The organism is Mycoplana azooxidifex, from assembly GCF_014196765.1.
GTDB classification, from domain to species: Bacteria; Pseudomonadota; Alphaproteobacteria; order Rhizobiales; family Rhizobiaceae; genus Mycoplana; species Mycoplana azooxidifex.
Map to the genome: position 1 here is coordinate 159,886 of NZ_JACIEE010000009.1, position 23,050 is coordinate 182,935.

Sequence of the window (23,050 nt, forward strand, 5' to 3'; positions counted from 1 at the left end):
TGGCATTTTTGATGGATGGATCAATTCTATTGGATTGATCGCCTTGCGCCGATGTGATCGGAAGCGACCGAAAGGTGGCAGCAACATGCACATGATCGCACCGCGGCTCGACAACAGCTGGGCGTCCCATTTCCGGGCGACCTTCACCCTCGGCATTCCGCTGATCGGTGCGCAGCTTGCCCAGCTCGGGATCCATACCACCGACGTCGTCATCCTCGGCCGGCTCGGGGCGGCGCATCTGGCGGCGATCGTGCTGGCGAGCCAGTTCTTCTTCACCATCTTCATCTTCGGCTCGGGCTTTGCGACGGCGGTGATCCCGATGGTGGCCCAGGCCTATGGTCGCGGCGACGTCGTCTCGGTGCGCCGCTCCGTGCGCATGGGCATGTGGGTGGTGCTGCTCTATTCGCTGCTGACGGCGCCGATCTTCTCCTATGCCGAGCAGATCCTGCTCTTTGCCGGCCAGAAGCCGGAGGTGGCCGCACTCGCCGGCGACTATCTCACGATCGCCCACTGGGGCATGCCGCCCGCACTGCTGTTCATGACGCTTCGGGGGCTTGCGAGCGCTGTGGGCAAGGCCGGAATCATCCTCAGGATCACGATCACGATCCTCGTCCTGAACGCGTTCTTCGCCTATGGGCTCGTGCTCGGGCATTTCGGCCTGCCTGCGCTGGGCATCAAGGGGGCCGCCTATGTCTCCTTCGGCGTCAACGTGCTGTCGTTCGTGCTGATGGTGGCCTATGTGCAGAGCCGTCCGGAGATGCGGCGCTACGAGCTTTTCGTCCGCTTCTGGCGACCCGACTGGCCGGCTTTCGTTGAGGTGCTTCATCTCGGCCTGCCGATCAGCTTCACCATCATCGCCGAGGTCAGCCTATTCACGGTCGCGTCGCTGCTGATGGGCTCCATCGGCACGATCGAGCTCGCGGCCCACGGTATCGCCCTGCAGTTCGCCTCGATCGCGTTCATGTTCCCCTATGGACTGGCGCAGGCCGCGACCGTCCGTGTCGGTGTCGCGTATGGCCGCGGCGATCATCTGGGTGTGATCCGGGCGGCGATCGCCTGCATGATCGTGGCGACGGGCATCGCCATGGCCGGCACAGCCCTGTTTGCGGCGATCCCGACGCAGCTTGCCGGCATCTTCCTCGATCGCCAGTCCACCGAAGCTGCGCAGGTGCTTGCCTATGCCGGCCCGTTGATCGTCATTGCCGGCATTTTCCAGCTCGTCGACGGGCTGCAGGCGATCGCGGCCGGCCTCCTGCGCGGGCTGAAGGACACGCGGGTGCCGATGCTGCTGGCGATCCTGTCCTACTGGCCGATCGGCTTCGGCTGCGCCTGGCTCTTCGCCTTCCCGCTCGGCCTGGGGGGTATCGGCGTGTGGCTCGGCTTCCTCTGCGGTCTCACTGCGGCTGCGATCATGCTGTGCTGGCGCTTCTACGTGCGGGTGTCCCGGGAGGGGAGGGCCGTCACGGCCTGAAGAGCCCGCAAACGAAAAAGCGGAGGCGCCGGGCCTCCGCTTTCGTTCGTCAGATCGCTTGTGGCTGAGGCTTATGCCCGCTCGGCGAGCGCTTCTTCGCCCTTCTTCTCGCGCACCAGGTTGATGAAGCGGCGGAAGAGGTAGTGGCTGTCCTGCGGGCCGGGCGAAGCCTCCGGGTGGTGCTGCACCGAGAACACCGGCTTGCCGGCGAGGCGCAGGCCGCAGTTGGAGCCGTCGAACAGGGAGACGTGGGTTTCCTCGACGCCTGCCGGCAGGCTGTCGGAGGAGACGGCGAAGCCGTGGTTCATCGACACGATCTCCACCTTGCCGGTGGTGTGGTCCTTGACCGGATGGTTGGCGCCGTGGTGGCCCTGGTGCATCTTCTCGGTCTTCGCGCCGACGGCGAGACCCAGCATCTGGTGGCCGAGGCAGATGCCGAACATCGGGATGTCCGACTTGATCAGGTCGCGGATCACCGGAACGGCATACTCGCCGGTCGCGGCCGGGTCGCCCGGGCCGTTGGAGAGGAAGATACCGTCCGGCTTCTGTGCCAGCACCTCCTCGGTGCTGGAGGTCGCCGGCATGACGGTGACCTTGCAGCCGAGGCCGGCGAACAGGCGCAGGATGTTGCGCTTCACGCCGAAATCGAGGGCGACGATGTTGTACTTCGCATCCGTCTCGGAAAGGTCTTCGAAGCCCTCGTTCCAGACCCAGGGTTCCTGGCTCCAGCGCGAGGACTGGCCGGACGAGGCGACCTTGGCGAGGTCAAGGCCTTCGAGCCCGCTCCAGGCCTTGGCTTCCGTCTTCAGCGTCTCGATGTCGAAGACGCCGGCCGGGTCATGGGCGATCACCGCGTTCGGTGCGCCGTGCTCGCGGATCCAGGCGGTCAGCGCGCGCGTGTCGATGCCGCACAGCCCGATGATGCCGCGCGCCTTCAGCCACTGGTCGAGGTGCCTGGCGGCGCGGTAGTTCGACGGATCGGTGATGTCGGCCTTGAAGATCACGCCGACCGCGCCATGGCGGGCCGCAGGCGTCAGGTCCTCGATGTCCTCGTCGTTGGTGCCGACATTGCCGATATGGGGGAAGGTGAAGGTGACGATCTGGCCGAGATAGGAGGGATCGGTCAGGATCTCCTCGTAGCCGGTCAGCGCGGTGTTGAAGCAGACCTCGGCCTGGACTTTGCCGGTCGCGCCGATGCCCTTGCCTTCGATCACTGTCCCATCGGCAAGAACGAGGAGGGCGGTGGGCTTTTCGGAGGTCCAGGGGGCGGTCGAAGGGGCAGTCGCGGTCATGGTCATCCCTTTTCCGGCGCGGATCGGCCCGCCTTGAAAGGCGAGGGTTCAGGCGCCATTTAATGTCGCAGACGTGGGCACGCGGAAAATCCGCGGCAAGGCCACTACATGCAAATTTCGTGCAGGTGCCGGAAAATAGACAAAGCATGCCGCCCGGTCAACCTTCCGGCTGTGGATTGCTTCGAATTTTCGCTGTTCAGAATCAATGGCTTAAGCAATCAATTTGATTGCTGTGGCCTTGCTGGTCTATGAGAGCGCACGAACGGACGGACAACAGCAGACAAAAGGCGGACCCACCGCGCCCGGCAGCGGCAGGCGGTCCAGCGGAGAAAGACAATGCGCGAGCAATTCGCAGAATGCCTCAAGGACGCTCTGAAGAGCAAGGATACCCGACGGACCTCGACCGTGCGGTTGATCCAGGCTGCAATCAAGGATCGGGACATCGCCAATCGCGGCGCCGGCAAGGATCCGGTCGACGACGACGGCATCCGGCAGATCCTGGCAAAGATGATCAAGCAGCGCGAGGAATCGGCCCGCATCTACGCCGACAACGGCCGCCCGGAGCTTGCCCAGCAGGAGCGCGAGGAAATCACCGTCATCAACGGGTTCCTGCCCGAACAGATCTCGGAAGACAAGGTCAAGGTCCTGTGCGCCGACGTGGTGCGGGATACCGGCGCGCATGGCCTTCGCGACATGGGCAAGTGCATGAACGCCCTGAAGGAGCGCTATCCCGGCCAGATGGACTTCGCCAAGGCCTCGGGCGTGGTGAAGGACCTGCTGAAGTAGGCTGACGGCAGGTTTTCGCCGGCCATTGAGCAATGAAGACGCCGCGGCAGGTCCGCGGCGTTCTGCTGTCTGCACCCCAGCGACGGTCTTGCGATCGTCGCTTTCCTGGAGCCCGGGGCCTGAGGCGTCGGCCGCGCGAATCCGCAAGACCGGACGCGTGTCAGGCCGTCTGCACGGACTCGGAGCCGACGACGTCCGCGAAGGCCTGGTCTACCAGCGCATGCTTGGCCGCCTGGTACTGCCAGTACTGCCGCAGCAGCCTGCGGGAGATCCACACGTCGCTCTCGCCGCGCCTGCCGCTCCAGCCGATATCGCCCAGTTCCGCCGCCTTGCCGAACAGGCGCACGACATGGGTACGCGAGATGGTGAAGCGGCGCGCGGTCTCGGTCAGCGACAGCGTGCCGGCCTGAAGGCGATCGGTCGCAGGCCCCGCTGCGTCCGCACCGGGGGCCACTTCGGCGATCAGGAGATCGAGGATGAGGCCGCCGAAATTCGCCCAGGTGAAGAGATCGAAGGCTGGTCCCTGGGTGCGGACCGATCTTTCGACCAGGATGCGCTCGGCGATCTTCGGCTGCAGGCGGTATTGCAGCGCCGGGTCGGCCCGGTAGATTTCGGCGCGGTTTCCTCCGTCGATCCCGTCGAGCCCGGACAGGTGCAGTTCGAGCCATTGCGACATCGCCCGGTCGGGGACTTCCGTTGCCTGCAGCGGCTTCCTGCGACGGTCCTCGTGGCCGCTGACGACCCGCACGAAGCCGTTGGCCACGATCTCCTTGATGAAATCGGCGGCGGTGTTCTTGCTCGCCACGTTCTTTTCGACGACCAGGCCGATGAAGCGCGCCGAATAGAGGCCGCTGGCCGGATCTTCAGGGTCACGCGAGCAGGCCAGCGCGAAGGCGGCATGGCTCATCAGCCACCGCTGCTGCGACGAAAACAGCCGCGCCAGCGGCGGATCGGAATCGTAGATTTCCAGAAGCAGCCGGGCGCCCTGCCGGAAGGCATAGAAGAAGCGGGGATCGGTTTCGAGGGTCGCGGCGGTGATCGGCATGTCGTTCATTCCGGTATTGGCATCGCCTTCCTCTTCGCCAACTAGATGTACATCTGTCAATTTCGACCTTTAGTTAATTTTTAGCAATTCGCGCCCTGTCACGGCATTGCCTGTTGACAGCCCGACTATTGTAGCGCTCGTCCGCAGCAATCATTATAAAGGCAGGGTCGCCCGGACGGCGGCGACGGAGACCACGTTCAAAGATGCGCTTTTCCCCTTCGTTTCTCGACGAGATTCGCGATCGCGTGCCGATTTCGGCCGTGGTCGGTCGCCGCGTGACCTGGGACAAGAAGAAGACCAACGTCTCGCGCGGCGACTACTGGGCCTGCTGCCCGTTCCATGGCGAGAAATCGCCGAGCTTCCACTGCGAGGACCGCAAGGGCCGCTACCACTGCTTCGGCTGCGGCGTTTCCGGCGACCATTTCCGCTTCCTCACCGAGCTCGACGGGATGAACTTTCCCGAGGCCGTGCAGCAGATCGCCGACATGGCCGGCGTGCCCATGCCGCAGCCCGACGCGCAGGCCGAGCGGCGCGAGAAGGAGCGCACCTCGCTTCTCGACGTCATGGAGATGGCGACTGTCTTTTTCCAGGACCAGCTCCAGTCGGCCGCCGGCGCCCGCGCCCGGGCCTATCTGCGCGACCGCGGGCTGACCGGCCGCACGATCGAGACCTTCCGGCTCGGCTATGCCCCGGAAAGCCGCAATGCACTGAAGGAGCATCTCGCCGGCAAGGGCGTGCCGAAGGAACAGATCGAGGCCTGCGGGCTGGTGGTGCACGGGCCTGAGATCCCCGTTTCCTACGACCGCTTTCGCGACCGCATCATGTTTCCGATCCTGTCTTCGCGGGAAAAGGTAATCGCCTTCGGCGGCCGCGCCATGTCGCCGGACGCGCCGGCGAAGTACCTGAATTCGAACGAGACCGAGCTCTTCCACAAGGGAAGCGTGCTCTACAATTTCGCCCGTGCCCGCAAGGCGGCACAGAGGGCAGCACAGGGGGCAGGCCGCGCTCCGGACGAAAAAGGCGGCGGCACGATCATCGCCGTCGAGGGCTACATGGACGTCATTGCCCTGCACCAGGCGGGCGTCGAGAATGCCGTTGCCCCGCTCGGCACGGCGCTGACGGAGAACCAGCTCGACCTGCTCTGGAGGATGACGCCGCAGCCGATCCTGTGCTTCGACGGCGACGGGGCCGGCATCCGCGCCGCCAATCGCGCCGCCGAGCTGGCGCTGCCGCATATCCGGCCGGACCGGACCGTCCGCTTCGCGATGCTCCCCGACGGCAAGGACCCGGACGACCTCGTTCGCCACGAGGGGCGCGAGCCTTTCGACAAGGTGCTGGCCGGCGCCAGGCCGCTTGCCGCGATGATCTGGAGCCGGGAGGCCGGCGGCGGCACCTACGAAACGCCGGAAAGCCGGGCGGAGCTGGAGGCGCGGCTGCGCCAGCTCGTGTCGGTCATCGCCGACGAGAACGTGCGCCGGCACTACCAGCAGGACATGCGCGACCGGCTGAACTCTTTCTTCCAGCCCGTCTCCCGCCAGGGCGGCGAGCGACGCGGCTTCGGCGGGCGGCAGGGACAGGGACAGGGACGCCAGCAGGGCGGGCGCAATACCGCCGGCGGCCCGTCCTCGACGCCGTCCACGATCTCCGACCGGCTCGCCCGGTCGACGCTGGTGCGCGGCGCGCAGGAACTGCCGGCCTTGCGCGAAAGCGTGCTGGTGCTGACGATCGTCAACCAGCCGCAGCTTCTGTTCGAGGAATACGACGAGGTTTCGGCGATCGAATTCGACAATCGCGACCTGCAGCGTTTCTGGTCGGCCGTGCTCGGCATCGCCGCCGGCATGGGCGACCGGCTTTCGCGCGAGCGGCTGGTGGAGGAACTGGAGGCTTCCGGTTTCGAGCCGATGCTCAAGGCGCTCGACCAGCAGATCCGCAATTCGCGCCTGTGGACGGCGACGGAGGCGGCGGCTCCCAGCGACGCCCGCGAGGGCTACCTGCAGGCGATGGCGCTGCACAAGCGGACGCGCGCGCTTCTGTGGCAGCGGCGCGAGTTGGAACGCGAGTTGGCGGAGGCAACCGAAGAAGGCGATGGCGAGCGCGTTCCGCAGATCCTCCGGGCGCTGCAGGAAGTGCAGATGGAAACCAAGCGGTTGGAAAACCAGGAAGCGATCATCGACGGTTTCGGCGTGATGTCCGGCCGCGTCAAGGGGCCAGCCAAGGGGTAGGGGCGGGCGCGGTACCTCTTTTCCCCAGCGGGGAGAAGGTGGCGCGTAGCGCCGGATAAGGGGGCGGGCGTGGCGTTTGCGGCGAAGACCCCTCATCGCCTCGCTTTGCTCGGCACTTCTCCCCGCCGGGGAGAAGAGGGAGGACTTGCGACTCGCGCCATACACCGCGTTCCCACCCCGGAGCCCCTTGCATCGCTGCGCCGCCTGGCGATGATGCCACGACGATTCCCGAAAGAGGCCCGATGCCGCCATTTGAAAGACAGGAGCCGCCGTTTTCGACCGAGCGGCTGTTTTCCGCAAACCCCGGTCCGCTGGAGGTGCTCAAGCGCGTCTACGGCTACGATGCCTTCCGCGGCAAGCAGCAGGCGGTGGTGGAGCATGTGGCGGCGGGCGGCGATGCGGTGGTGCTGTTTCCGACGGGCGCGGGAAAATCGCTCTGTTTCCAGATCCCGGCGCTTTGCCGCGACGGTGTCGGCATCGTCGTCTCGCCGCTGATCGCGCTGATGCGTGACCAGGTGGAGGCGCTGAAGCAACTCGGCGTGCGTGCGGCGGCGCTGAATTCCGCCCTGTCGCGCGAGGAGGCCGGCGCCGTCATGCGGGCGGTGCGCGCAGCCGAACTCGACCTTCTCTACGTCACGCCCGAGCGGATCGTCACCGACGGCTTCGCGGAGTTGATCGGCAACGCCCGCATCGCGCTCTTTGCCATCGACGAGGCGCACTGTGTTTCCCAGTGGGGGCACGACTTCCGGCCCGAATACCGCACTCTGGACCGGCTCGCTGGGCGCTATCCCGGCGTGCCGCGGATCGCGTTGACGGCGACCGCCGATCCGCATACCCGGGAAGACATCATCGAGCGCCTGTCGCTGGCGAATGCGCAGGTGTTCACCACCTCCTTCGACCGGCCGAACATCGCCTATGACATCGTCGAGCGCGACCAGCCGCGTCAGCAGCTTTTGCGCTTCCTGTCGCGCCACAAGGATGCGAGCGGCATCGTCTACTGCCTGTCGCGCGCCAAGGTGGAGGATACCGCGGCATGGCTCGACGCGCAGGGGATCCGCGCGCGGCCCTATCATGCCGGGCTCGACCGCTCCGTTCGCGACACCAACCAGGACGCGTTCCTCAAAGAGGAAAACCTCTGCCTCGTCGCCACCGTCGCCTTCGGCATGGGCATCGACAAGCCGGACGTGCGCTATGTCGCCCATCTCGACCTGCCCGGCTCCGTCGAGGCCTACTACCAGGAGACCGGCCGCGCCGGGCGCGACGGGCTGCCGTCCGAAGCATGGATGGCCTACGGCATGGCTGACGTGATGCAGCGCCGTCGGATGATCGACGAGGGGGACGCCGCCGAAGACGTCAAGCGCGTCGAGCGCGCCAAGCTGAATGCGCTGCTTGCGATCTGCGAGACCGTGTCCTGCCGGAGGCAGGCGATCCTCGCTCATTTCGGCGAGGCGCATGCCGGCGGCTGCGGCAATTGCGACACCTGCCGCAACCCGGTCGAGACCTGGGACGGGACGGAGGCCGCAATCACCGCGCTCGCCGCCGTCTACCGCACCGGCGAACGCTTCGGCTCCGGCCACGTCATCGATGTCCTGATGGGCGTCGCCAACGAGAAGACCGAGCGCTTCGGCCATGTCGACATGCCGGTATTCGGAGCGGGCAAGGACATTCCAGTGCGGACCTGGCAATCGGTGTTCCGCCAGCTTTTGGCTACCGGCCTGATCCGCATCGACCATACGGCATTCGGGGCGATGAAGCTGGAAGCGGAAGCGCGGGCGGTGTTTCGCCGCGAACGGGAGGTCAGGTTCCGCAAGGATCGGCCCGCGCCGGCGAGAACGGGGCGGGGGGCGAAACCGTCGGCGGCGCGCGAGCGGGTCGATCTTGCAGGCTCCGACCGCGAACTGTTCGAGCGGCTGCGCGCCGAGCGCCTGTCGATCGCCAAGGATCTGGACGTGCCGCCCTATGTCGTCTTCCCCGACACGACGCTCATAGCGCTTGCAAAGGAGAGGCCGGGCGACTGGGACGAACTGCTCGACATTCCCGGCATCGGCCAGAGCAAGCGCGAACGGTTCGGCAAGGCGTTCCTGGCGGTGATAGAGGATTACGTCGAGGGCGAGTGAGGACCGGGGCGCAAGCTGCGGGGCGGCGGCGGTCGCACAAAAGGGAGAAGAGCCGATGACCGAATGGAACTTGCCCTGGCATGGGGCCTGCCGCTGCGGACGTACGAAGCTGAAGATCAGCGCGCCGCCGCTCTTGACGATGGCGTGCCACTGCACCGGCTGCCAGCGCATGTCGGGTAGCGCCTATTCGCTCAGCGCCGCCATTCCGGCCGAAGGGTTCTCCGTGGTCGAGGGCGAGCCGGTCGTCGCCGGTGCGAATGCCGAGGCCGGTCACCATTTCTGTCCGCACTGCATGACGTGGATGTTCACGCGGCCGAAGGGGATCGATTTCTTCGTCAATCTTCGCCCGACCATGCTGGAGGATGCGAGCTGGTTCGTTCCCTTCATCGAAACCTATACCAGCGAGAAGCTGCCCTGGGTTGCGACGCCGGCAGTCCACAGTTTCGAACGGCTTCCGCCGTTCGACGCCTATGAGGGGCTTGTGGGCGAATTCGCCGCGCGCTGATCGCATTCCTTTCGCCGAAAATGGCCATGTTTGAAGAGCGCCTCATGCGACATATGCCCCATGAAGGTGGCTGCGCGGGGAGAGCGGACGTGCTAGAACCCGGCGATCCCGATGACCGGAGCGTACCCTCATGAGCACCGACTTCCTCTCCCATCTGCGCAGCGAACTCGAGGCCCTGAAAACGGCAGGCCTTTACAAGGCCGAGCGCGTGATCACCTCCAAGCAGGCGGGCACGATCGAGGTCGCCTCGGGGGCGCGGGTCCTGAACTTCTGCGCCAACAACTATCTCGGGCTCGCCGACAGCGAGGACCTCGCGCAAGCCGCGAAGGCTGCCCTGGACCGCTACGGCTACGGCATGGCGTCGGTGCGCTTCATCTGCGGCACGCAGGAGGAGCACAAGCAACTGGAAGCCCGCATCTCGGCCTTCCTCGGCATGGAGGACACGATCCTCTATTCCTCCTGTTTCGACGCCAATGGCGGGCTGTTCGAGACGCTGCTCTCCGAAGAGGACGCGATCATCTCGGATGCGCTCAACCATGCCTCGATCATCGACGGCGTGCGGCTCTCCAAGGCCAAGCGCTTCCGCTATGCCAACAACGACATGGCCGCGCTCGAAGAGGAGTTGAAGAAGGCCGAGGGCAGCCGCTTCAAGCTGATCGCCACCGACGGCGTGTTCTCCATGGACGGCATCATCGCCAATCTCGGCGGCGTCTGCGACCTGGCCGAGAAATACGGCGCGATGGTCATGGTGGACGACAGCCACGCCGTCGGCTTCGTCGGCAGCCATGGTCGTGGCTCGGCCGAGCATTGCGGCGTCGAGGGGCGGGTGGACATCATCACCGGCACGCTCGGCAAGGCGCTCGGCGGCGCGTCGGGTGGCTACACGTCGGGCAAGGCCGAGATGGTCGAGTGGCTGCGCCAACGCTCGCGGCCCTATCTCTTTTCCAACACGCTGGCGCCGGTGATCGCGGCCGCCTCGCTGAAGGTGTTCGACCTGATCGACAACGGCGACGCCCTGCGCGCCCGTCTGACGGCCAATGCCGATCTTTTCCGTTCCGAGATGACGAAGCTCGGCTTCACGCTCGCCGGTGAGGGGCATCCGATCATCCCGGTGATGCTGGGGGATGCGGCGCTCGCCCAGGAGATGGCGGCGCGGATGCTGGAGAAGGGGGTCTACGTGATCGGCTTCTCCTTCCCCGTCGTTCCGAAAGGACAGGCGCGCATCCGCACCCAGATGTCGGCGGCGCATTCGCGCGCGGACGTGGAAAAGGCGATCTCGGTGTTTGCCGAAGTGGGGCGGGACCTGGGTGTGATTTGAGTGCTCTTGCTTCCCTCTTCTCCCCAGCGGGGAGAAGATGTCCGAAGGACAGATGAGGGGGGAGCGACAGCGATATTTCACGCAGGAGCGGGGAACAGATTTAGATATGGACGGCTGTGCCGTGCCGCCCCCTCATCCGACCCTACGGGCCACCTTCTCCCCGCTGGGGAGAAGAGGCAAGAAACGCCGGCGCCAACCGAAGAGGACTGTTGAAATGTCGAACATGATGCGTGCGCTGGTCAAGGCGAAGCCCGAGGTCGGGTTGTGGATGGAGAACGTGCCGGTGCCCGAGGTCGGACCGAGCGACGTTTTGATCCGGGTGAAGAAGTCGGCGATCTGCGGCACCGACGTGCATATCTGGAACTGGGACCAGTGGGCGCAGAAGACGATCCCGGTGCCCATGGTGGTCGGCCACGAGTTCGTCGGCGAGATCGCCGAGATCGGCTCGGCTGTCACCAAGTACCAGGTGGGCGAGCGGGTCTCCGGCGAGGGGCACATCGTCTGCGGCAAGTGCCGCAACTGCCGGGCCGGGCGCGGGCATCTGTGCCACTATACAAAAGGGGTGGGCGTGAACCGGCCGGGCTCCTTCGGCGAGTTCGTCTGCATCCCCGAGCACAATGTCGTGCCGATCCCGGACGAAGTGCCCGACGAGGTGGCGGCGATCTTCGACCCGTTCGGCAACGCGGTGCACACCGCACTGTCCTTTGACCTGGTAGGCGAGGACGTGCTCGTCACCGGCGCGGGGCCGATCGGCATCATGGGCGCGATGGTGGCCAGGCGCTCCGGCGCCCGCAAGGTGGTCATCACCGACATCAACCCCGTGCGGCTCGAACTCGCCCGCAAGGTCGGCATCGACCATGTGGTGGACGCGTCGAAGGAAGACCTGAGCGAGGTGATGGCAAAGATCGGCATGACGGAAGGGTTCGACGTGGGCCTGGAGATGTCCGGTGCGCCGCCCGCCTTCCGCTCGATGATCGACGCGATGAACAACGGCGGCAAGATCGCGATCCTGGGGATCGCCCCCGACGGCTTCGGCATCGACTGGAACAAGGTCATCTTCAAGATGCTGACGCTCAAGGGTATCTACGGCCGCGAGATGTTCGAGACCTGGTACAAGATGATCGCCTTCGTGCAGGGCGGCCTCGACCTCTCGCCGATCATCACCCACCGCATCGGCATCGACCAGTTTCGGGACGGTTTCGAGGCGATGCGGTCCGGCAATTCCGGCAAGGTGGTGATGGACTGGTGAGGCGGCCCGATGAGGCGGCCTGGTGCGGTTGCGAATCAGCGCGGAATGCGCCCCTTGTCTTTTTCGCGACCGCTCCTACATGTTGGCCAACACCCGCAACCGGTGACTTTGCCCATGAAGACCCGAATCAAAGGGTTTTCCGGGTTTTTTGGCGGAAAAGCTTGACGGAGCCGAAAAATCTGGGAATCACCATCTCTGGGAAAGAATGAGATCGGTACGGCGGACCGGGAAGTCATGTCAATCATGTTGCCACGGCAGCATGTCCGCGGCCTCCGGAGGCGAGGCGTGGTTAATCAGGATTTAAGTTTCATTCCGTTAGGTCAGTGAAACGGGTTGGCACGGCGCCGGAGCGTAAAGCGGGCGCTCGCATGGATCCCGGCGGCACTGAAACTGGATACTCCAGGAAAGCGAAGACTAAATGGCAACAAAGGTCAAAGAGAACGAAGAAGCCGAAACCGAACGCGAAGGTGCACCGGACGGCCCGCTTCTGGATCTTTCCGACGACGCCGTCAAGAAGATGATCAAGGCCGCCAAGAAGCGCGGCTATGTCACCATGGACGAGCTGAATTCGGTCCTGCCGTCGGAGGAAGTGACCTCCGAGCAGATCGAGGACACCATGTCCATGCTCTCTGACATGGGTATCAATGTCATCGAGGACGAGGAAGCCGAGGAAGCCCAGAGCGACGACGACAGCGACGACGACACCGAGGGCGAAGGCGGCGAGCTGGCTCCTTCGAGCGGCACAGCACTTGCCGCCGCCAAGAAGAAGGAGCCCACCGACCGGACCGACGATCCGGTGCGGATGTACCTGCGCGAGATGGGCTCGGTCGAGCTCCTGTCGCGCGAGGGCGAGATCGCGATCGCAAAGCGCATCGAGGCAGGCCGCGAGACGATGATCGCCGGCCTCTGCGAAAGCCCGCTGACCTTCCAGGCCATCATCATCTGGCGCGACGAGCTGAACGAAGGCCAGACGCTTCTGCGCGAGATCATCGACCTCGAGACGACCTATTCGGGTCCCGAGGCAAAGGCTGCCCCGCAGTTCCAGAGCCCCGAGAAGATCGAAGCCGACCGCAAGGCGGCCGAGGAAAAGGAAAAGGCCAGGAAGGCGCGTTCGCCCGCCAACGACGACGACATCACCAATGTCGGCGGCGACATGCCTGCGCCTGAGGAAGAGGAAGAGGACGACGACGAGTCCAACCTCTCGCTCGCCGCCATGGAAGCGGAACTGCGTCCGCAGGTCATGGAGACGCTCGACACGATCGCCGAGACCTACAAGAAGCTGCGCAAGCTGCAGGACCAGCAGGTGGAAGCCCGCCTGCAGGCGACCGGCACGCTGTCGCCCGCCCAGGAGCGCCGCTACAAGGAGCTGAAGGACGAGCTGATCACGGCCGTGAAGTCGCTGTCGTTGAACCAGAACCGCGTCGACAGCCTGGTCGAGCAGCTCTACGACATCTCCAAGCGGCTGATGCAGAACGAGGGTCGCCTGCTGCGGCTCGCCGAAAGCTACGGCGTCAAGCGCGATTCGTTCCTGGAGCAGTATTCCGGGGCCGAGCTCGATCCGAACTGGATGAAGTCGATCGGCAACCTGGCCGCCAAGGGCTGGAAGGAATTCGCGAAGAACGAGAACGCGACGATCCGCGACATCCGCCAGGAGATCCAGAATCTCGCCACCGAAACCGGCATTTCGATCGCCGAGTTCCGGCGCATCGTCTCCATGGTGCAGAAGGGCGAGCGCGAGGCGCGCATCGCCAAGAAGGAGATGGTGGAAGCCAACCTCCGTCTCGTGATCTCGATCGCCAAGAAATACACGAACCGCGGCCTGCAGTTCCTCGATCTGATCCAGGAAGGCAATATCGGCCTGATGAAGGCGGTCGACAAGTTCGAGTACCGTCGCGGCTACAAGTTCTCGACCTACGCGACCTGGTGGATCCGGCAGGCGATCACCCGTTCGATCGCCGACCAGGCCCGCACGATCCGTATTCCGGTGCACATGATCGAGACGATCAACAAGATCGTCCGCACATCGCGCCAGATGCTGCACGAGATCGGCCGCGAGCCGACGCCGGAGGAACTGGCCGAAAAGCTCGCCATGCCGCTCGAAAAGGTCCGCAAGGTGCTGAAGATCGCCAAGGAGCCGATCTCGCTCGAAACGCCCGTGGGCGACGAGGAGGATAGCCACCTCGGCGACTTCATCGAGGACAAGAACGCGCTGCTGCCGATCGACGCCGCCATCCAGGCGAACCTGCGCGAGACGACGACCCGCGTTCTGGCTTCGCTGACGCCGCGTGAAGAGCGCGTGCTGCGCATGCGCTTCGGCATCGGCATGAACACCGACCATACGTTGGAAGAGGTCGGCCAGCAGTTCTCGGTGACGCGCGAACGTATCCGCCAGATCGAGGCGAAGGCGCTGCGCAAGCTGAAGCACCCGAGCCGCTCGAGAAAGCTGAGAAGCTTCCTCGACAGCTGACCGGACGGGCATCCGGAAAACATCGAAGGGGTCGGACCGAGTGTTCGGCCCCTTTTTTCATCCGGTTCGATCGTCGATGGCCGAACCTTGCCCCCTATGCCGGAGGGTGTAGGCGCCTACGCCGGATGGGTGCGCCGGGTCTACTCCTCCTTGCCGATGGTCATGCCGGGACGGGTGCCTACATCGGGGAATGCACGTTCTGCTCGTGGCGCCGACGGCGGGACCCGTCGCGCACGACTTTTCCTTGGGGGAGGTTTCGATGAAGATTTCGCGCCGTGCCGTATCGTTCGGCGGGATGGGCCTGCTCGCCGCAAGCGCCCTGCCAGCCCGTGCCTTCGATCTTCCGATCGTCGACCCCTTCGAGGGGGAGGGCGACTTCTGGACTGCGGTGGAGGCCTATATCTACGGCTATCCGCTGGTGACCATGGAGATGACGCGACGCGTGGTCACGAACGTCGAGAAGCCCGAGGGCAGCAAGGGGCCGATGGGGCACATCATTAAGCTGCGCGAATATCCGGACGCCTCGTTCACCGCCGTCACGGCCCCGAACGCCGACACGCTCTATACCACCGCCTTCATCGACGTCGGCAAGGAGCCGTGGGTGTTCTCGTTCCCGGACATGAAGGACGACCGCTACTTCCTCTTTCCGATGCTGGACGGCTGGACGACGGTGTTCCAGGTGCCGGGATCGCGCACGACCGGGCAGGGGGCCCACTCCGTTGCGATCACCGGTCCAGGCTGGGAGGGCAAGCTTCCCGACGGTGTCGTCGAATACAAGTCGCCGACGAGCCTCGTCTGGATCCTGGGACGCATCTACTGCACCGGCACGCCGGAAGACTACAAGGCCGTGCATGCCATCCAGGACGCATGCACGCTCTGCCCGCTCAGCGCTCACGACAAGCCGTGGACTCCGCCGCCGGGCAAGGTCGACCCGGGCATCGACATGAAGACCGCGGTGCGCGACCAGGTCAATCGCATGGACGCCGTCGAATACTTCACGCTCCTGAGCGAACTCATGAAGACCAATCCGCCGACGGCGGCGGATGGGGAGATGGTGGAGAAGATGGCGCGGATCGGCATCGTGCCGGGCCAGGATTTCGACAAGAGCAAGCTCGACACGCGCTTCGTCCGACATATCCCCGAGATCGCCGTCGGACGCATCATGCTGCACTTCAAGTTCTCAGACGGCGACATGAAGGACATCAACGGCTGGGGTTTCACGACCAAGACCGGCGTCTACGGCACCGACTACCTCCAGCGCGCGCTGATCACGGCGATCGGGCTCGGCGCCAACCGGCCGCAGGACGCGGTCTACCCGACCTCGACGAAGATGAAGGAGGGGCTGCTCGGGCGGGCCTATAACGGGGCGAACAACTATGTGATCACCTTCCCGAAGGGGCAGATGCCGCCGGTCCGCGGCTTCTGGTCGATCACCATGTACAACGAAAAGTACTTCTTCGTCGAAAATCCGATCAACCGCTACTCGATCAGCGCGCGGCAGGACCTGAAGACCAAGCCCGACGGTTCCACCGAGATCTATATCCAGCACCAGTCGCCGGGGGCGGTTGGAGTCCAACTGGCTGCCGGCGCCAAGCGGCAAGTTCGTGCTGATGATGCGGCTCTACTGGCCCGACGACAGCCCACCGTCGATCCTGGACGGCTCATGGGTCATACCCGCGGTGCGAAAGGCCTGACCGACCCGCCGGTTCCGTCCCGTCTTCGACCGTCCGCGCCGCGGTGAGCCGCCGGCGCGGCTTTCCGCTCGACCGGCGGTTGCCTTCTTCGTTTGTGTGCGATACCGTTCATTTGTTGCATCGCAGCAAATGGGCATCACGTCACCGCGACCCTTTGCTGTCGCCGGGGCGGGGGCCGCGCCTTCAAACGGAGAAGCCCGATGAGTTCAAGTATCCTCAACGCCCTCGGCAAGCCGCTCACCTACAGCGGCGCATCGACCGCCTGGTTTTCCGCCGTCGGCTCCGGACCGATCCTCGACGGTACCGCAGGCAACGATTCCATCTGGGGCAGCGCCGGCGCGACGGTGGCGATGAACGGGGGAACCGGCGACGACATCTACTATCTCTATTCCGCGCATAACGTCGCAAACGAGGCGGCGGGCGAGGGGGTCGACACGATCTCCACCTGGATGAGCTATGCGCTGCCGACGAACTTCGAGAACCTGGAGGTGACCGGCGAAGGGCGCTACGGCTTCGGCAATTCGCTCGACAACATCATCACCGGCGGGGCCGGAGCGCAGACGCTCTACGGCGGGCGCGGCAACGACGTGCTGTTTGGCGGCGGCGGTGCGGACATCTTCCTTCTCGAGAAGGGGACCGGCAGCGACCTGATCGCCGACTTCGGTGCCGACGACACGGTGCGGCTGAAGGGCTACGGGATCAAATCGTTCGAGCAGGTGCAGGCGCGCCTAACGCAGAAGGGCGACAACCTGCATCTTGATCTGGGCGGCGGCGAGAAGCTGGTCTTTGCCAATACCACCGCCGACCAACTCGGCGCCGACCAGTTTGACCTGTCGGTCGACAAGTCGAACATGACGCAGAGCTTCTTCGACAATTTCAACACGCTCTGGCTGCACAACGGCAAGAGCGGCTTGTGGGAGGGAAAATTTCCCTGGGCGCCGGAGAGCGGCGGGACGCTGCATACCAACGGCGAACTGCAGTGGTACGTCAACCCGGCCTACGGGCCGACCAAGGCGCTCAATCCCTTCTCCGTGCAGAACGGCATCCTGACGATCACCGCCCAGCGGACGCCGGAGGACATGAAGTCCGCCGTGTCCGGCTACGACTACACCTCCGGCATTCTCACGACCCATGCCTCCTTCGCGCAGACCTACGGCTATTTCGAGGTGCGCGCCGACATGCCCGACGATCAGGGTGCCTGGCCGGCCTTCTGGCTTCTGCCGGAGGACGGCACCTGGCCGCCGGAACTGGACGTGGTCGAGATGCGCGGGCAGGAACCGAACACGATCCACACGACCGTTCACTCAATGGAGACCGGTTCGCGCACGAGCGAGACGACCGCGACCTCCGTGCCGAGCACCGACGGGTTTCACAATTACGGTGTGCTGTGGACGGAGGACGAGCTCGTCTGGTATTTCGACGACGTCGAGATCGCCCGCGAGAAGACGCCGGCCGACATGCACGACCCGATGTATATGGTCCTCAACCTCGCCGTCGGCGGCACCGCGGGAACGCCGTCAAGCGACTTCGACGACGGTGCGCAGATGAAAATCGACTATGTGCGCGCCTATTCGCTTGATGCGGACTGGTCCATGTGACATCGCCTTGCCTTGAAATCACCGCCCGGACAACCAAACTGACCGGATGTGGTTGGCGTGCGCCGCAGGCTTCGGGCTTCTCCGGACCGGCGCGCGCAGCGAAGGCTGATGGCTCAGGTGGCAAGGCAGGTCGAAAAGAGGCGGATGAAGGAACTAAGCTGGGGCGCGATCGTCTCGGTGCTGCTGCATGCCGCGGTGGTGATCGCCCTGCTCATCCACTTGCCACCATACGAGCCGCCGGTGCCGGAGGAGGAAAGCGTCAGCGTCGAGCTCGTCCCTCCGCCGGAGGAGGAGCCGCAGCCGGAACAGCAGGCCGAGGCGGAGCCGCCGCCACCGGAAGAAGAACCGCCGCCGCCACCACCGCCACCCCCGCCGCCGGAAGAGCAGAAGCCCGCCGAGCAGCAGGGCGCCGAGGCGCCTCCGCCGCCGCCGCCACCCCCGCCGCCGGAGCCGGAAGAGCAGCAGGCCGAAGAGCAGCCGCAAGAGCCGCCGCCGGCAGAGGCACAGGAACAAGAACAGGAGCAGCAGCAGGCCGGGGCGGGGCTTCCCGACCAGGGACCGCTTCCGGTCCTGCGACCGGTGCTGGAATTCGGCGACGAAGACACCGGCCCGCGCGTGGACGTCAGCGAATTGACGCGGGGCGACGTCGCGCCGGACGAACCGGCCGAGGGCGAGGCGGAGACGTCGGAAACGGCGGCCGCCGAAGATGTGGGCGAACCGGCGGACGCTTCGGCGACACCCGATCCGCAGGATGTTGCGCCGCCGGAAACGGATACGGAGGAAGGCGTGCCGACGGCGCTCGTCGACGGCGCGCCGTCTGCGGGCGAGGAAGCGACGAAACCTGCGCAAGAGGCCGAGACGGCGGAAGCCGACATGGCTGCTGCACAGGCGGAAGCGGCCCGAGAGCCGCTGACCGAGGCCAAGCGCATCTATTCCGACAACGATACCGGCGGCACGATCGCGCGGACGGCGATGGGCGACGTGCCGCGCAGCGCGCGCATCGAGCAACTGTGCAGCACCGAGCTTCTGGCGCAGCTCCGGAACGGCTCGCCGTCCTACAATCCGGAGCTCCTGCCCTCCTATCGCCTGCAGCAGGGCACCGTGCTCGACATCCGGCGCGCGGCGTTTCGCGCCAATACCGTCTGGTACAACCTGAGCTTCCGCTGTGAGGTGGATTCCGATGCCAAGCGCGTGGTTTCCTTCGCCTTCGATATCGGTTCGGAGGTCCCGAGGGGCGAATGGAAAAGCAGGGGCTTCCCGTCGCTCTGAAACCGCGGCAGGACCCGGCCGCGCGCTCCCGTATTCCTTGTTGGGGTCGCGGCGCAGGCGTATAATCCGGGTGGGCTGAGGCAGGTTCGCCGCGTCGCCGACGCGAGCAGGGGAGGTCTGCCATGACTATGTACATCATGCTGATCAACTGGACAGAACAGGGCATGAAGAACGTACGCGAGTCGCCGAAGCGGCTCGATGCCGCCAAGAAGGTGCTTGGCGACATGGGGGGCTCGTTCAAGGATTTCTATCTGACCATGGGCGATCACGACATGGTTGCCGTCTGCGAGGCGCCGGACGACGCGGTCATTGCCCGCTTCTGCCTGACGCTCGGCCAGGGCGGCAACGTCCGCACGAAGACGCTCAAGGCCTTCCCTGAAAAGGCGTATCGGGAACTGATCGGGACGCTCGGCTAGGCGCGCTAAGCAGGAGGCGACATCCGGCCGCAACACATCTCAGAAAAAGAAGAGGCCGCCGGGCGATGCCGGCGGCCCTCCGTTCGCTGACAAACTCGCTCCTATCCGGAGCTCCCCTTCTTCCGTCTCCCCGGACTTGATCCGGGGTCCAGTTGCGTCGCGTCTGCGATGCGAAAGAAACCTTTTGCGCTCAAGGACTTGAGCGCACTGGATGCCGGATCAAGTCCGGCATGACGGCCCCTTTGGTGGCCTGGTGGTTTGACCCATGGTGGTCGCGACGGTCAGCTTGCCTTGCGCAGCGGGGCGGGCCGGGGAGCGGACTGGTGGGCGGACAGGGGCGCTGACTGGCCATGGCCCCGCGACTGGGCGGTCTTGAAGCTGCCGATCAGTTCCAGGAGGTCGCCGGTGTCGCTGGCGAGCACTTCGGCAGACGCGGTGGTTTCCTCGGCCATGGCGGCATTCTGCTGGGTGGCGGCGTCGAGCTGGTTGAGCGAGGACGAGATCGAGCGGAGCGTCGTGTCCTGCTCCTGGGCGCTGTGCGAGATCTTCGAGACGATCTCATTAGCGCCGCCGATCTGCTGCGAGATGCGCTTCAGCGCCTCGCCGGCCTGGCCGACCAGGTGGACGCCCTGGTCGACCTGGGTCGACGAGCGGGCGATCTGGTCCTTGATCTCCTTGGCGGCTGCAGCCGAGCGCTGGGCGAGCTCGCGCACTTCCTGGGCGACGACGGCGAAGCCCTTGCCGCTTTCGCCGGCACGCGCAGCCTCGACGCCCGCGTTCAGCGCCAGAAGGTTCGTCTGGAAGGCGATGTCGTCGATCATGCCGATGATCTTGGAGATCTCGGCGGAGGACTGCTCGATGCCGCTCATCGCCTCGATGGCGCGGGCGACGACGGCGTCGCTCTCCCTGGCCTCGGCGCTGACCGCACCCACGCGGCTCGCAGCATCGCGGGCGCCTTCGGCGGTCTGGCGCACGGCGACCGTCAGCTCGTCCAGAGCGGCGGAGGTCTCCTCCAGGTTGGCGGCCTGGCGCTCGGTGCGCTGGGCCAGTTCGTTGGAGGCGCGGCGGATCTCCTCCTTGCTGACGCCGATGTCGATGCCCTTGAGGCTGACGCGGCCGACGGCCTCCTCGAGACGGGCGAGCGCCTCGTTGAAGTTGTCGCGCAGGCCGGCATATTTGGGGCCGAGATCACCGCAGCGCACGGTGAGGTCACCTTCGGCGAGCCGCTCCAGCGAGGCGCCGATGGTGGAGACGACATGGGCCTGCTGGCGCGCCTCGGCCTGCTGGTCGGAGGCGTGCTGCTGGCGCTCGCCCTCGAGCTCGCGCTGCTGCTCCTGCTGGCGCACGGCCATGGCATGGCGCTCGCGGACCTTCTCCTGCAGCGACCTGGTCGCCTTGGCCATCAGGCCGATCTCGTTGTTCAGGTCGGTGTGCGGGATGGCGATGTCGACGTCCTCGTCGGCAACCGCCTCGAGTGCGCCGTGGATCGCGGTCAGCGGACGGGAGATGCCGCGCACGACGACATAGGCGAGGATGAGGGCGACGACCGTGCCGACCATGCCGATCGCGAGCGCCTTGGCGATGGTGTAGTAGACCTCGGCGTCGAGGTCGTCCATGTAGAGGCCGGTGACGATGGCGATCTTCCAGGGCTTGAATTCCTCGGCATAGGCCGTCTTGCGGAAGCCGTCGCCGTCCTCTCCGGGCTTCGGCCCGTAGAAATCGGTGCGGCCGCCCCCGGCCCTGGCGAGCTTCACCAGTTCGTCGCGGTAGGCGTAGCCCTGGCTGTCCGCCTTGCCCTTGAAATTCTGGCCGACGCGCTTCGGATCCGGATGCAGCACCATGGTGACGTCTTCGTCATAGGCGAAGAAATAGCCGTCCGGCTTGAAGGCGAGCGCGCCGACCTGGGCGTAGGCCTGCTTCTGCGCTTCCTCGCGGGTCAATTCGCCTGCGAGTTCCCTGTCGTGATAGGTCTTGAGCAGGGAGAGCGCCGTCTCGACCTCGGTGCGCAGCATCTCGTAGCGCTGCTGGTAGATCATCTGTGTGGTCGAGCGCAGCTGCAGGAAGGTGGCGACGGAAAAGGCGAGCATGAGCACGCCGATCAGCAGGAAGAGCTGGATGGGAATTCGAAGGTTCTTCATGGGAGGACGCCGAAATCGCGGCGCGGGCCGTCATGGGGCCGCCGCCAATGCCTGGAGATGTGAGGAGATCGGCGCCTCATGCTCCGACGGTTTGTCCGCCGCAAAAGCTAGCGCGCATAGCTTAACCAAGCGCTAAGGCTCGTCGCGCCGGCTTGTCGGGAAGCCGCGCATTTCCGGGACAAATGGACGCACCGCGCCTGCCGGGACGGGGCCGGCGCCGGGGTTCCGGCGCCGGCAGCCTGTCGTGTGGCGCGTTACTTCGCCGGGACGATGTTGCCGTCTTCCCACTTGAACAGCGAGAAGCTCGGCGAGGTCAGGTCTCCGGTTTCGCCGTAGGTCAGCTTTCCGATCGCCGTCTGCACGGGTTCGCCGGCCTTGAGGGCTGTGGCCACGGCCATCGCATCGTCGGCGCTGCCGACCTTCTCGATGCCGGCCTTGATCACCTCGACGGCGGCATAGGCGTTGAGCGTGAAGGCCTCGGCTGGGATGTTGGCGGCCTTCAGAACTTCCACTGCCCTGGCGGAATCCGGGCTCTGCAGGGCGTCGATGGCGTTGGTGAAGATCGTGCCGGCCACGGCCTCGTTGCCGATTGCCCAGAGCTCGCTGTTGGAAAGCCCGTCGCCGCCGATGATCGTGGCGTTGACCGACATGTCATGCAACTGACGCGCGAGCAGGCCGGCTTCGGGGTGGTAGCCGCCGAAGTAGATGATCTCCGCACCCTCGGCCTTCAGGCGCGTGACGAGCGCGCCGAAGTCCTTCTCGCCCGGGGTCACGCTCTCGTAGAGCACCTCGGTCACGCCGCCGGCGTTGAGGGCGGCCCTGAAGGCATCGGCAAGGCCCTTGCCGTAGGCGGCCTTGTCGTGGACGATCGCGATCTTCTTGTCCTTGAAGTTGCCGAGCACGAATTCGGCAGCGACCGAGGCCTGCTGGTCGTCGCGGCCGCAGGTGCGCAGCACGTTCTGCAGGCCGCGCGCGGTGAGGTCCGGGGCGGTCGCAGTCGGGGTGACCATCAGCACGCCGTTTTCTGCCAGTACGTCGGAGGCCGGGATCGCAACGCCCGAGGTGACCGGGCCGACCACGAAGCGGATGCCTTCGCCGACCAGCTGGTTGGCCGCGGAGACGCCCTGCTTCGGCTCGCCCGCATCGTCGGCGAGCTTCAGGACGACATTTTCACCCAGGATGCCGCCGGTCTTGTTGATCTCGGCGACGGCCGCTTCGGCGCCCTTCTTGACCTGGTCGCCATAGGCCGCGACCGGACCGGTGAGGGGCGCGATCAGGCCGATGGTGATATCGGCATAGGCCGCGCTGGACAGGAGCAGCGTCGCTGCAAGCGTGACGCCGGCGAGTTTCTTCAGTTTCATGGTTCATCTCCCTTGAGCAGATCCGACGGATCCCGATAGCCGCGTGCCGCCCTAGCCGTCCGGCAAGGTTGCAGCGGTAGCCTCCAAGCGCACATGCGATAT

Annotated in this window: 15 protein-coding genes and 1 pseudogene; 12 read left to right on the plus strand and 4 right to left on the minus strand. The window is 65.5% G+C overall.

Annotated elements, in window-relative coordinates; all coding sequences use genetic code 11:
- Positions 1-85: 85 nt before the first annotated feature.
- Complete coding sequence (locus GGQ64_RS21115) at positions 86-1,471, plus strand: MATE family efflux transporter (protein WP_183807311.1); 1,386 nt, start codon at positions 86-88, stop codon at positions 1,469-1,471.
- 71 nt (positions 1,472-1,542) lie between these two features.
- Here GGQ64_RS21115 and carA read toward each other — a convergent pair whose 3' ends face one another.
- Positions 1,543-2,763 carry a glutamine-hydrolyzing carbamoyl-phosphate synthase small subunit gene (carA, locus tag GGQ64_RS21120; RefSeq protein ID WP_183807312.1) on the minus strand — a complete coding sequence of 407 codons (1,221 nt, stop codon included), beginning with the start codon at positions 2,761-2,763 and terminating at the stop codon, positions 1,543-1,545.
- A gap of 336 nt (positions 2,764-3,099) precedes the next feature.
- On the opposite strand from carA, the gene GGQ64_RS21125 reads away from it, so the two are divergent.
- A complete protein-coding gene (locus GGQ64_RS21125; protein WP_183807313.1) occupies positions 3,100-3,549 on the plus strand; it encodes a GatB/YqeY domain-containing protein in 450 nt (149 codons plus the stop codon).
- A 160-nt stretch (positions 3,550-3,709) separates the two neighbouring features.
- Here GGQ64_RS21125 and GGQ64_RS21130 read toward each other — a convergent pair whose 3' ends face one another.
- A complete protein-coding gene (locus tag GGQ64_RS21130) occupies positions 3,710-4,594 on the minus strand; it encodes a hypothetical protein (protein WP_183807314.1) in 885 nt (294 codons plus the stop codon).
- A gap of 203 nt (positions 4,595-4,797) precedes the next feature.
- On the opposite strand from GGQ64_RS21130, the gene dnaG reads away from it, so the two are divergent.
- From dnaG to GGQ64_RS21180, 10 genes and pseudogenes are all read left to right on the plus strand, one after another.
- Positions 4,798-6,816 carry a DNA primase gene (gene dnaG, locus GGQ64_RS21135; RefSeq protein WP_183807315.1) on the plus strand — a complete coding sequence of 673 codons (2,019 nt, stop codon included), beginning with the start codon at positions 4,798-4,800 and terminating at the stop codon, positions 6,814-6,816.
- A 242-nt stretch (positions 6,817-7,058) separates the two neighbouring features.
- Complete coding sequence (recQ, locus tag GGQ64_RS21140) at positions 7,059-8,933, plus strand: DNA helicase RecQ (protein ID WP_183807316.1); 1,875 nt, start codon at positions 7,059-7,061, stop codon at positions 8,931-8,933.
- A 55-nt stretch (positions 8,934-8,988) separates the two neighbouring features.
- Positions 8,989-9,438, plus strand: coding sequence for a GFA family protein (locus GGQ64_RS21145; protein WP_183807317.1), 450 nt, complete (start codon positions 8,989-8,991; stop codon positions 9,436-9,438).
- A 130-nt stretch (positions 9,439-9,568) separates the two neighbouring features.
- Positions 9,569-10,756 (plus strand): glycine C-acetyltransferase, encoded by a 1,188-nt coding sequence (locus GGQ64_RS21150; RefSeq protein WP_183807318.1) that lies wholly within the window; start codon positions 9,569-9,571, stop codon positions 10,754-10,756.
- A gap of 214 nt (positions 10,757-10,970) precedes the next feature.
- Complete coding sequence (tdh, locus tag GGQ64_RS21155; protein WP_183807319.1) at positions 10,971-12,005, plus strand: L-threonine 3-dehydrogenase; 1,035 nt, start codon at positions 10,971-10,973, stop codon at positions 12,003-12,005.
- 418 nt (positions 12,006-12,423) lie between these two features.
- Positions 12,424-14,472: an RNA polymerase sigma factor RpoD gene (rpoD, locus tag GGQ64_RS21160; protein WP_183807320.1), complete on the plus strand. Its 2,049-nt coding sequence runs from the start codon at positions 12,424-12,426 to the stop codon at positions 14,470-14,472.
- A 259-nt stretch (positions 14,473-14,731) separates the two neighbouring features.
- Positions 14,732-16,166, plus strand: a pseudogene (locus GGQ64_RS21165) (DUF1254 domain-containing protein).
- A gap of 200 nt (positions 16,167-16,366) precedes the next feature.
- Positions 16,367-17,764, plus strand: a complete 1,398-nt coding sequence (gene eglC, locus GGQ64_RS21170) for an endo-1,3-1,4-beta-glycanase EglC (RefSeq protein WP_183807321.1) — start codon at positions 16,367-16,369, stop codon at positions 17,762-17,764.
- Positions 17,765-17,872: 108 nt separating this feature from the next.
- On the plus strand, positions 17,873-19,033 hold the full coding sequence (locus GGQ64_RS21175; RefSeq protein ID WP_246422826.1) for a DUF930 domain-containing protein: 1,161 nt from the start codon (positions 17,873-17,875) through the stop codon (positions 19,031-19,033).
- A gap of 122 nt (positions 19,034-19,155) precedes the next feature.
- On the plus strand, positions 19,156-19,449 hold the full coding sequence (locus GGQ64_RS21180; RefSeq protein WP_183807323.1) for a GYD domain-containing protein: 294 nt from the start codon (positions 19,156-19,158) through the stop codon (positions 19,447-19,449).
- Between the two features lie 281 nt (positions 19,450-19,730).
- Here the strand turns inward: GGQ64_RS21180 and GGQ64_RS21185 are convergent, their stop codons facing one another.
- Together GGQ64_RS21185 and GGQ64_RS21190 are read right to left on the minus strand one after the other, a co-directional pair.
- Positions 19,731-21,587 carry a methyl-accepting chemotaxis protein gene (locus GGQ64_RS21185; protein ID WP_183807324.1) on the minus strand — a complete coding sequence of 619 codons (1,857 nt, stop codon included), beginning with the start codon at positions 21,585-21,587 and terminating at the stop codon, positions 19,731-19,733.
- Between the two features lie 254 nt (positions 21,588-21,841).
- Positions 21,842-22,948, minus strand: coding sequence for a branched-chain amino acid ABC transporter substrate-binding protein (locus GGQ64_RS21190; protein ID WP_183807325.1), 1,107 nt, complete (start codon positions 22,946-22,948; stop codon positions 21,842-21,844).
- Positions 22,949-23,050 lie beyond the last annotated feature (102 nt).

What these genes read in the sequence shown, in the direction of transcription:
- GGQ64_RS21115 (WP_183807311.1), top strand. Translation starts at nt 86, where the DNA reads ATGCACATGATCGCACCGCGGCTCGACAACAGCTGGGCGTCCCATTTC.
- carA (WP_183807312.1), bottom strand. Translation starts at nt 2,763, where the DNA reads ATGACCGCGACTGCCCCTTCGACCGCCCCCTGGACCTCCGAAAAGCCC.
- GGQ64_RS21125 (WP_183807313.1), top strand. Translation starts at nt 3,100, where the DNA reads ATGCGCGAGCAATTCGCAGAATGCCTCAAGGACGCTCTGAAGAGCAAG.
- GGQ64_RS21130 (WP_183807314.1), bottom strand. Translation starts at nt 4,594, where the DNA reads ATGCCGATCACCGCCGCGACCCTCGAAACCGATCCCCGCTTCTTCTAT.
- dnaG (WP_183807315.1), top strand. Translation starts at nt 4,798, where the DNA reads ATGCGCTTTTCCCCTTCGTTTCTCGACGAGATTCGCGATCGCGTGCCG.
- recQ (WP_183807316.1), top strand. Translation starts at nt 7,059, where the DNA reads ATGCCGCCATTTGAAAGACAGGAGCCGCCGTTTTCGACCGAGCGGCTG.
- GGQ64_RS21145 (WP_183807317.1), top strand. Translation starts at nt 8,989, where the DNA reads ATGACCGAATGGAACTTGCCCTGGCATGGGGCCTGCCGCTGCGGACGT.
- GGQ64_RS21150 (WP_183807318.1), top strand. Translation starts at nt 9,569, where the DNA reads ATGAGCACCGACTTCCTCTCCCATCTGCGCAGCGAACTCGAGGCCCTG.
- tdh (WP_183807319.1), top strand. Translation starts at nt 10,971, where the DNA reads ATGTCGAACATGATGCGTGCGCTGGTCAAGGCGAAGCCCGAGGTCGGG.
- rpoD (WP_183807320.1), top strand. Translation starts at nt 12,424, where the DNA reads ATGGCAACAAAGGTCAAAGAGAACGAAGAAGCCGAAACCGAACGCGAA.
- eglC (WP_183807321.1), top strand. Translation starts at nt 16,367, where the DNA reads ATGAGTTCAAGTATCCTCAACGCCCTCGGCAAGCCGCTCACCTACAGC.
- GGQ64_RS21175 (WP_246422826.1), top strand. Translation starts at nt 17,873, where the DNA reads ATGGCTCAGGTGGCAAGGCAGGTCGAAAAGAGGCGGATGAAGGAACTA.
- GGQ64_RS21180 (WP_183807323.1), top strand. Translation starts at nt 19,156, where the DNA reads ATGACTATGTACATCATGCTGATCAACTGGACAGAACAGGGCATGAAG.
- GGQ64_RS21185 (WP_183807324.1), bottom strand. Translation starts at nt 21,587, where the DNA reads ATGAAGAACCTTCGAATTCCCATCCAGCTCTTCCTGCTGATCGGCGTG.
- GGQ64_RS21190 (WP_183807325.1), bottom strand. Translation starts at nt 22,948, where the DNA reads ATGAAACTGAAGAAACTCGCCGGCGTCACGCTTGCAGCGACGCTGCTC.